The organism is Vibrio sp. OPT20, assembly GCF_963889365.1.
Lineage (GTDB): Bacteria > Pseudomonadota > Gammaproteobacteria > Enterobacterales > Vibrionaceae > Vibrio > Vibrio splendidus.
In genome coordinates this window covers 244,583-252,552 of sequence record NZ_CAWPOA010000052.1, presented here as the reverse complement: position 1 = coordinate 252,552, position 7,970 = coordinate 244,583, and the positions used below count along the sequence as shown (strand labels likewise).

General features: G+C 42.5%; 10 protein-coding genes and 1 pseudogene. 9 read left to right on the top strand and 2 right to left on the bottom strand.

Going from position 1 to position 7,970, the window contains the following annotated elements; all coding sequences use genetic code 11:
• The 4 genes and pseudogenes from AACR09_RS11210 to AACR09_RS11195 all read left to right on the top strand — a co-directional run.
• On the top strand, positions 1-1,181 hold a 1,181-nt coding region (locus tag AACR09_RS11210; protein WP_193834980.1), incomplete at its 5' end, for a paraquat-inducible protein A.
• A gap of 24 nt (positions 1,182-1,205) precedes the next feature.
• Positions 1,206-2,831: an intermembrane transport protein PqiB gene (gene pqiB, locus AACR09_RS11205; RefSeq protein WP_193834979.1), complete on the top strand. Its 1,626-nt coding sequence runs from the start codon at positions 1,206-1,208 to the stop codon at positions 2,829-2,831.
• Positions 2,831-3,334 (top strand): PqiC family protein, encoded by a 504-nt coding sequence (locus AACR09_RS11200; protein ID WP_193834978.1) that lies wholly within the window; start codon positions 2,831-2,833, stop codon positions 3,332-3,334. Before pqiB ends, AACR09_RS11200 begins: the two co-directional genes overlap by 1 nt.
• 116 nt (positions 3,335-3,450) lie before the next feature.
• Positions 3,451-3,686 (top strand): annotated as a pseudogene (locus tag AACR09_RS11195) (hypothetical protein).
• 143 nt (positions 3,687-3,829) lie between these two features.
• On the opposite strand, the gene AACR09_RS11190 reads toward AACR09_RS11195, so the two are convergent.
• Together AACR09_RS11190 and AACR09_RS11185 are read right to left on the bottom strand one after the other, a co-directional pair.
• Positions 3,830-4,249, bottom strand: coding sequence for a BLUF domain-containing protein (locus AACR09_RS11190; RefSeq protein ID WP_050650180.1), 420 nt, complete (start codon positions 4,247-4,249; stop codon positions 3,830-3,832).
• A gap of 206 nt (positions 4,250-4,455) precedes the next feature.
• Positions 4,456-4,647 (bottom strand): hypothetical protein, encoded by a 192-nt coding sequence (locus AACR09_RS11185; protein WP_004734640.1) that lies wholly within the window; start codon positions 4,645-4,647, stop codon positions 4,456-4,458.
• Positions 4,648-5,136: 489 nt separating this feature from the next.
• Here AACR09_RS11185 and AACR09_RS11180 point away from each other — a divergent pair, with 489 nt between their 5' ends.
• The 5 genes from AACR09_RS11180 (at position 5,137) to AACR09_RS11160 (ending at position 7,968) form a co-directional block, all read left to right on the top strand.
• Positions 5,137-5,967: a hypothetical protein gene (locus tag AACR09_RS11180; protein ID WP_193834977.1), complete on the top strand. Its 831-nt coding sequence runs from the start codon at positions 5,137-5,139 to the stop codon at positions 5,965-5,967.
• 63 nt (positions 5,968-6,030) lie between these two features.
• Positions 6,031-6,552: a GNAT family N-acetyltransferase gene (locus AACR09_RS11175; protein ID WP_193834976.1), complete on the top strand. Its 522-nt coding sequence runs from the start codon at positions 6,031-6,033 to the stop codon at positions 6,550-6,552.
• Between the two features lie 123 nt (positions 6,553-6,675).
• The gene (locus AACR09_RS11170; protein ID WP_193834975.1) at positions 6,676-6,927 is read left to right on the top strand and encodes a TIGR03643 family protein; all 252 of its coding nucleotides are present in this window, start codon (positions 6,676-6,678) and stop codon (positions 6,925-6,927) included.
• A 58-nt stretch (positions 6,928-6,985) separates the two neighbouring features.
• On the top strand, positions 6,986-7,381 hold the full coding sequence (locus AACR09_RS11165; RefSeq protein ID WP_193834974.1) for a DUF3465 domain-containing protein: 396 nt from the start codon (positions 6,986-6,988) through the stop codon (positions 7,379-7,381).
• 50 nt (positions 7,382-7,431) lie between these two features.
• Positions 7,432-7,968: a GNAT family N-acetyltransferase gene (locus AACR09_RS11160; RefSeq protein WP_102452974.1), complete on the top strand. Its 537-nt coding sequence runs from the start codon at positions 7,432-7,434 to the stop codon at positions 7,966-7,968.
• The last annotated feature ends 2 nt before the right edge of the window (positions 7,969-7,970 follow it).

Sequence of the window (7,970 nt, the reverse complement as noted above, 5' to 3'; positions counted from 1 at the left end):
CGGGCAGTGAGGCGTCGTGCCCTCGTTGTCATCATACTTTGTGCAGCATCGGCGCGAGTAAGGGGCAAGGAGTGATGGCCTACGCAGTGGCCAGTTTGATCACACTCGTGATGAGTCTTACTTTTCCCTACATGTCATTTAGCGTCCAAGGTATCAGTCAACAAATAACCCTTTATCAAGCCGTGGATATGATGAATAGGTTAGATAATTCACTGATTGCCGCACTCTTATTTCTTGCCGTTATTTTCTTGCCTGCTTATTTTCTAATTAGCGCGATCTGGTTCTATTCGTTGACTGAAAAAAAGCGCACCCACTTGCCGAACCTAAGCCGTTTAGCGATCTTCATTTTAAAGACCTTGAGCTGGGTTAAACCGTGGCTCATGGTGGATGTATTTTTGATTGGTGTGTTGGTTAGTTTGATTAAAATAGCAGCACTAGCCGATGTCTCTATGGGCATATCATTTTGGGCATTTGGTATCTACGCTATGCTGGTGGTCAAAACCATTTCGTTGGTTGATTTTGATTGGATCTGGGACCGATTGATCCCTCCGAACCCGTTGCACGAATCGGTAACGGGTAGCCTTTTCCAAAAGCATGAGCATTTGGTTTGTCATGTTTGTGGGCAGGTTCACTTGTATGATGACCAACTTAGTCAATGCTCTCGTTGTCATGTTCACCTACACCGATTTAATCCGACCAAAAACCTTCAGATAGCGTGGGCTCTATTACTCACATCCATTATTTTTTATATCCCGGCAAACCTATACCCAATGATGTATACGTCTGCATTCGGGACGAGTGAAGGTTCAACCATCATCGAAGGTGTCATCATTCTGTGGAATATGGGGTCATACCCAGTCGCTTTGATCATCTTGCTTGCCAGTGTGTTTATACCGATGGCAAAAATGATTGCACTCGCATACTTGTATTGGAATGCAAAAAGGGTTCAGGGTTTACCTGTTGATGAAGCGACTCGATTTCTCAAAATATACCGTGTTACTGAGTTTATTGGTCGGTGGTCAATGATAGATATTTTTGTGGTTGCTATTCTGGTTGCCTTGGTTCAATTAGACGGATTGATGGCGATTTATCCTGGGCCGGCTGCTTTGTCTTTTGCTGCCGTCGTCATTTTCACTATGTTGTCGGCAATGATTTTTGATTCTCGAATTATATGGAAATAATCTCTCGGTAGAGGTATGGGGTATATGGAAAAACAAAGCGCGTCAGATGCGAAAGTATCAAAAAAAAATGAATTGTCTCCGGTCTGGATTGTGCCCATTATCGCGGTTCTGGTCGGCTGTTGGATGTTGTTTCAGTACTTCAACAATCGCGGACCAGAGATCACTTTGATCTTGCCTGATGCTTCAGGTATCGAAGCTGGAAAGACAGCAATTAAGTCTAAAAATGTACATGTGGGCACTATTACGGATGTCGCGCTGAGTGAAAACTACGAATACATCATAGCCAAAGCTCAGATAGACAAGAAAGCTTCACGCATGATCAATAAAGAAACCCAGTTTTGGGTGGTTGAGCCACACATCGGTACTGATGGAATCAGCGGGTTAGAAACCATTTTGTCTGGCTCATACATAGAGTTAAAGCCGGGTAAATCGAGTGAGTCTCAATTGAAGTTCGATGTATTAGACACACCACCCGTCGCGGGACCAGATACCAAAGGAATTCGTGTGGTGGTTTCACATAATAAGGCCAACCAACTGCGTGTAGGAGAACCTGTCTTGCATCATGGCTTCGTGGTGGGTCGGGTTGAGAAAACAAGCTTTGACTATGAAAAGAAAGAGGGTAAATACCAACTGTTTATCTTTGCACCTTATGATGGCCTGATTTTCGAAAAAACGCAGTTTTGGCTATCTTCTGGAATCGATGTGAAGTTTGGTGCGAATGGTTTAGATGTTAACTTTGCATCAATAGAAAGCATCCTGACTGGTGGTGTGAGCTTTGATGTAGCCGAGAGTATTAAGCCTGGATTGCAGATAAAAGAGAACCTTCAAGAGTACACACTGTACGACAATTACGACGCGGTTCTACAAGGTAAGTACACGACATCGATCGAGTATGTGTTGCTATTTGAAGAATCGGTTCGAGGTTTAAGGAAAGGGGCTCCAGTGGAGTATCGAGGTGTCAGGATTGGCACTGTGGATACGGTGCCGTTACAAATTCGCATGGATAAAGATGGCAAGGTCTCGAACCGTATTCCTATCTTAATAAAGCTGGAAATAGAACGAGTTTCTGAAGTCTTTAGAGCCGTGAATTCCGAAGCCTTTGCTGAACGCGTCAAGCTGCAAATGGGCGAAGGGTTAAGAGCAACCTTGAAAACAGGTAACTTGCTCACGGGAGCGCTGTTTGTCGACATTAATTTTTATGAAGATGAGGAGACTTACGAACCCAGAGAGTTTGATGGTTACCCTGTGTTCCCGGTTGTCGCGGGTGGTCTAACCGAAATTCAAAATCAGATCACCGATTTCCTAACCAAGATTAACGAGCTACCGTTAGACGCGACTATCGCCAATTTAAACGGATCGCTTGCATCATTAGATACTACCTTGAAGAGTGTCGATCAACTGATGGGTAGTGAGGGCGCAAAAGCGTTACCACAAGATCTGAGTGACACCATGAAGCAACTTGAGGCGACATTAGAGAGTTACGATGATGACTCCGACGCTTACAAGCAATTGATCAGTGCATCTGAAGAGTTAGAACATGTGTTAAAAGAGCTTCGCCCACTGATTAAAGTGCTGAACGACAAACCGAATGCGTTAGTGTTCGGTAGCGAAGTAGAAGAAGACCCGATTCCAGTTAAGGGAGTGGAATAATGAGAAAGCAATTTATATCACTGGTTGTGTCAGTTGGGCTCTTGGGGTGCGCTGCGCCTACTGATGGTACTAACGCGTACCTCTTGCCTGAAAGTACATTGGATAAACCGATCTTTAAGGTCAAAACTAGTGTTGATTTGCCGGATTACCTCGACACGATAGGAATAGCTTATCGCAAGTCTGAAAATGAATTGGTATCTGCGCGTAAACATGTTTGGGCTGAGAACCTTGAAGGGTTGCTTGAAGAGCGGGTCAATACTTCTGATACATCAGGAGAGCCCGAAAGAGAGTTGACGATAACCTTTGAGCAGTTCAACGGTTCTTATACCGGAAACGCAGAAGTGAAAGGAACTTGGGTATTGAGCGATCAAGGCTCAGAGCTTGCACGTGCCGACTTCGAATCAAAAGTACCGTTGAAAGAAGCAGGTTATGAAGCGCTGGTTGAAGCCTTAGGTGAGGGGTTAGATGAGGTGCTATCTGAGATACAAATGCAATTGCCTTAAAGCTAATTCTTAGGGCTGTTTTCAATTTGGTAAATCTCGGTTTTCCTCATTTGTTTGTTGATGGCTAAAGTAACTCTATCGAAAGAAAAACGAATGATGAAATACAGAGGTGACGTATGAACAAGTTAATCGCACTAGGCTTATGGCTTTTTCCATGAATACTGCGTTGGCGGCAGACGGCAATTATACAGGTACAATCGACATGAACCTAACTGCGCCAAATAAGACTAATGTAGAGCGTGTTGAATCAGAACCTGTATTACAAAGTCGCAATGAAGCATCTTCTGGTGGTTTGAAATTCCAAATTGATACAAAAGATCAAGCGATTGAGTTGACTGGTCGTCGAGATTAATTAAGAGCGTAGAACTTAATTGTTTAAAAGTCTTGTCCTAAAATAAAGGTGAGATGCACATCTAACCTTTTATTAAACTCAAAATGACAAAACCTTATTTGGTCGCAGGTTCTTCTATAGTAATCGTTCCAAGTTGAGTTTTGTCACTCAGATGGCAAATTTTGCTTTAACTCTAAAAGCATTCGGTAAGCACTTTCGCCAGACATTTCGTACGGGTTAAATTGATCAGATGTTGAAAACTGTAAGTTCAACAGCTCGGTTAAATTGGACTGCGGAATGTCTCCCATCGACCAGTCTCCAAATTCTCTACTATCAATCTCTTTAAAATAAAGTATTGCGACGTGATTGTGTCTCTCGTCGTTAAGAATATGATTGTACGTGTGGTTAACGGCCTCTCTAGCCCCTTCAATGCATTGAAGAAAGTACTTTTGATTATGGCTGAGAAGCCCCGTTAAATGGCTCTGCCGATTATGATCTCGCGAGATAGCGAGTATCTCCTCCAATGCTTTGGAATCACAACATTCGGAAAGCGTACTGACATAAATTAACCGAGTTAGGAACATAGGCATCATTTCGAATTTTTGTTCAAAGGGTATTAATAAATATAAGCCAAGCTCATGGAATTGCGAGTTATTGATTTAATTGTCACTCGGTGGCTTTTGGAAGAGAAGAGGATGGGGATGAAGTAGAAAAGGGCAGGTTGCAAGATACGCTAAAATGACTCGAATGTTGGCCATTCAATTATTTTAGCGACCTGCTTGTGAGCTCGTTAGTTGTTTAGAATTGAAATCGATTCAACGTTTGAAGACGCATCAAAACGAACATTGACCAACACACTCTCTCGTTCGAAAGTCACATCATCAAAGTCAGTAGCCGCAATCTTGAATCCATTTCTTGCGAATAAACTCGTCACTGTTGTTCGTTGTTTCTGTTCCATAGCGCATGTCAGTAGTTCATTCATCGTGATCTCCATTAGGTAACCGTGTGCATAATGTAAGCGTACAGTCTCTTTGCTATGAGATCAATTGCTTAATCGATAAGCTATGTTGATATGTTCAATTGAATGATTTTGGTATTCAAAAAATCAATGCTCAATAGGGAGGGTGGTTGCTCTGATTATGGAAGATGGAGCGTTATGTGACCGTGGTTCAGCATTCCTAGAGCGTGAGATTCATTGCAAAAATCTCTTTGAAATAAGTAGTTACAAAGCAGGGTGAACCATGCCCGCCGTTTAGTATGTTCGGTCGATTATCGGAATCACTATCGGCCTATATCTAACTTAACTAAAGTACATCGATTTATGATGAGTAGATTCCTTAATAAGCCTTCTTTCTATCGAAATTTAACATGTAAGACGGTGTTGTTATATGTGTATTAGTTATTTATATGAATCTTAAGTCACGGCATTTATGATGCTTTTTGTGGTTTTGAATATAGGGAGAGGGTGGAAATGAATACACGAGTCAGTGAGGGTTCTTTTAAAAGGCTTATCCAGTTAGTTGGTTGTGTTTTGATTATAGTGTTGAGCAATAGTCGACTATCCAATGCTCAAAGCATCGAGTTTCCTACTTGTGCGAAGAGTGAGGTTTTGAATACAGAGATCCACCTTTATGTTGATGAATCTGTGTTAGCCGAATATTCCAAAGAATTTATAGCCTCTAAAATAGCGACATGGGAAAGCTATTCGAATTTGGTGTTGAAGAACTCCTGCATCCCTATGACGAGAAAAGTCACCAAGGTGACTTATACGTCTGAAATCGACAGCCTTTGGTTTCAAGATTTGAGCGCAGCAGAGAGGCTACTCAAATTATCGATGGAAGAGCCAATTAAAGAAATCACAGAAGACGGTCGTCCTGTTTTTTCAGGGGTTGTGTTTTCTAATTATCATTCTGCGTTCGAGTCTCGATATTGTGGTGTCGCATCTCAGGTATCTCGTTTTTTCTCTTTGGCGATAAATTGCCCAGACTCGACAATGGAACATGAAATTGGTCACTTGAGTGGCGCTAACCACGACTATAAAAAGGTGTTAAAAGATCACGAGAGTATCGATTATTTTATCGCTGGCAGCTATCCGAAAGCTCCTGCATATTCATTCGGTGCTGCTTGTTCAGAGAGAGGCACGGTAATGTCTTATGAGCGTGATATTATTCCTGTCTACTCTAGCCCTGAAATTAGAGTGAACGGACAGCAATGCGGAGATAACGCACATCACAATAATGCGAGAGTGCTTAGAGAGTTCGCAAATACTCAGTTAAAGCTAATAAACTCCAACAAAAATTAGTCGTGCTAATACTGAGAATAATCGAACAGTACGACAGCGTTTGAAACAGGATAAGGAAAGTGAATGGACATAACGATAAGATCAGCAATGCCCAGCGAATTGGCCGCCATTCATGCTTTGGTTATCTCAAATGATGAGTGGACGAAGTTTAACGGCCCTTATTTCCCATATTCCCACCCGTCATTAGGCGAATTTGAAAGCCGTTCGTTTCAACGGTTACTCAATGGATCCGACTTACAGTTGGTGGTTGTAGACGATGTGCCTGTAGGAACCGTCAGTTGTTATTGGGAGTGTGAAGAGACACGTTGGCTTGAAGTCGGAGTAGTCATTTATAACTCCGACTATTGGGGGAAGGGTATTGCTGCGTTAGCTCTTCCTCTTTGGGTATCTTACCTATTCGAAAACAAGCAGATAGAGCGTGTCGGTTTAACCACTTGGTCGGGTAATCCTCGCATGATGTCACTAGCCCTCAAATTAGGCTTCCAGCAAGAAGCTAGGCTAAGAAAAGTGCGTTATTACCAAGGCGAGTATTATGACTCGATTAAGTATGGTCTATTGCGTTCTGAGTGGCTGGAAAGCAAATAGCCATAATTTGAGTTAGCTTGTTGTTTTATTGAACTTTATAAGTCGTGTAGTTCAAAGTGGTCACTTGTGATCTTTAAATCTAAGACGGGCGTATTTCTTCCAGTTTATAAAGGAAGAGTATGCATGATGCTATCTAAAGAGAACGAATCAAGAATTATAGAAATGGCGTGGGAAGATCGAACCCCGTTTGAAGCCATAGAGCTGCAATTTGGTTTAAATGAATCACAAGTGATTCGTTTTATGCGTAGCCATCTCAAGCTTGGCAGTTTTAAGCTGTGGCGTTCACGTGTTTCTGGGCGCTCGACCAAGTACGTAAAACTGCGCAGTTCGTGCGTTTCGAGAGGTTATTGTCCGACTCAGTACAAGCATCGTTAAAAGAGGGGATGCCCAGCCAGTATCCCAAATCAACATACAGATATGGGAAATGAAAGGAATGAAACAATTTTTCGCTCTACTTATAGTGCTGCTTAGCTTCGGCATCAGTCATGTTCAAGCGAATGATACGCGACTTAAGCAAGCTTACGAAAATCACCAAAGCGACGTTCAGGTGCGCGGATCGGGTACGGTGTATCGAGTACTTCCTGATGATAATAAAGGCTCTCGACATCAGAAATTCATTTTGCAACTCGATAGCGGACAAACCTTGTTAGTCGCACATAATATTGATTTAGCGCCTCGTGTTCAGGGACTGGCAAAGGGCGATCGAGTTGAATTTTATGGTGAATATGAATGGAACAAGAAAGGTGGCGTAATGCACTGGACGCACAAAGACCCTCGTAATCATCACACTCATGGTTGGTTGAAGCATTACGGGAAAGTATACGAGTAAACACCTCCGAGACTTTTCCCTTCATGGCTATAAAATAAAAAGGAATTTTGATGTTTAAGCTGGAAACTGACAGGTTAATTCTTCGAGATATGAGTATCGAAGACGAGTGTGCCTTTGTTGCGATGTCTCAAGACGCTAAGTATCAGCGTTTCTATGACGAAAGTGATTGCGAACCTAACAAATATCGAGAGCTAACCCAGCTGTTTGTTGAGCAGGCTTCAGAAGTTCCTCGACAGTCCTATCAGCTTGCAGTTGAAAACAAAGATTCGGGGAAGTTTATTGGAACCGTTTGCTTGCGCCTTGAGGGTAATCGACAAGCTTCGATGGGCTGTGCTTTCTCAAGGGAAATTCAGGGAAAAGGGCTTCCTATAGAAGCTTCTGAAGCCCTCGCTGATTTCGGTTTCTCTGAGTTAGGCATACACCGCATCTACGCCGAAACCATCAGCAAGAACTTGGCTGCGATTAAGTTATGTAAGTCACTAGGAATGAAACAAGAAGCGTGTTTTAAAGATCATCGATTCTTCAAAGGTCAATGGTGGGATACAGTTGTGTTGGCGGTTGTTCGATCTGATTGGGGAAAGGCTTAGTG

Bases quoted from the DNA above. Each gene is read 5' to 3' on its own strand.
- AACR09_RS11200 (WP_193834978.1), top strand. From the start codon at position 2,831: ATGAGAAAGCAATTTATATCACTGGTTGTGTCAGTTGGGCTCTTGGGG.
- AACR09_RS11165 (WP_193834974.1), top strand. From the start codon at position 6,986: ATGAAACAATTTTTCGCTCTACTTATAGTGCTGCTTAGCTTCGGCATC.
- AACR09_RS11190 (WP_050650180.1), bottom strand. From the start codon at position 4,249: ATGTTCCTAACTCGGTTAATTTATGTCAGTACGCTTTCCGAATGTTGT.
- pqiB (WP_193834979.1), top strand. From the start codon at position 1,206: ATGGAAAAACAAAGCGCGTCAGATGCGAAAGTATCAAAAAAAAATGAA.
- AACR09_RS11180 (WP_193834977.1), top strand. From the start codon at position 5,137: ATGAATACACGAGTCAGTGAGGGTTCTTTTAAAAGGCTTATCCAGTTA.
- AACR09_RS11170 (WP_193834975.1), top strand. From the start codon at position 6,676: ATGATGCTATCTAAAGAGAACGAATCAAGAATTATAGAAATGGCGTGG.
- AACR09_RS11175 (WP_193834976.1), top strand. From the start codon at position 6,031: ATGGACATAACGATAAGATCAGCAATGCCCAGCGAATTGGCCGCCATT.
- AACR09_RS11185 (WP_004734640.1), bottom strand. From the start codon at position 4,647: ATGAATGAACTACTGACATGCGCTATGGAACAGAAACAACGAACAACA.
- AACR09_RS11160 (WP_102452974.1), top strand. From the start codon at position 7,432: ATGTTTAAGCTGGAAACTGACAGGTTAATTCTTCGAGATATGAGTATC.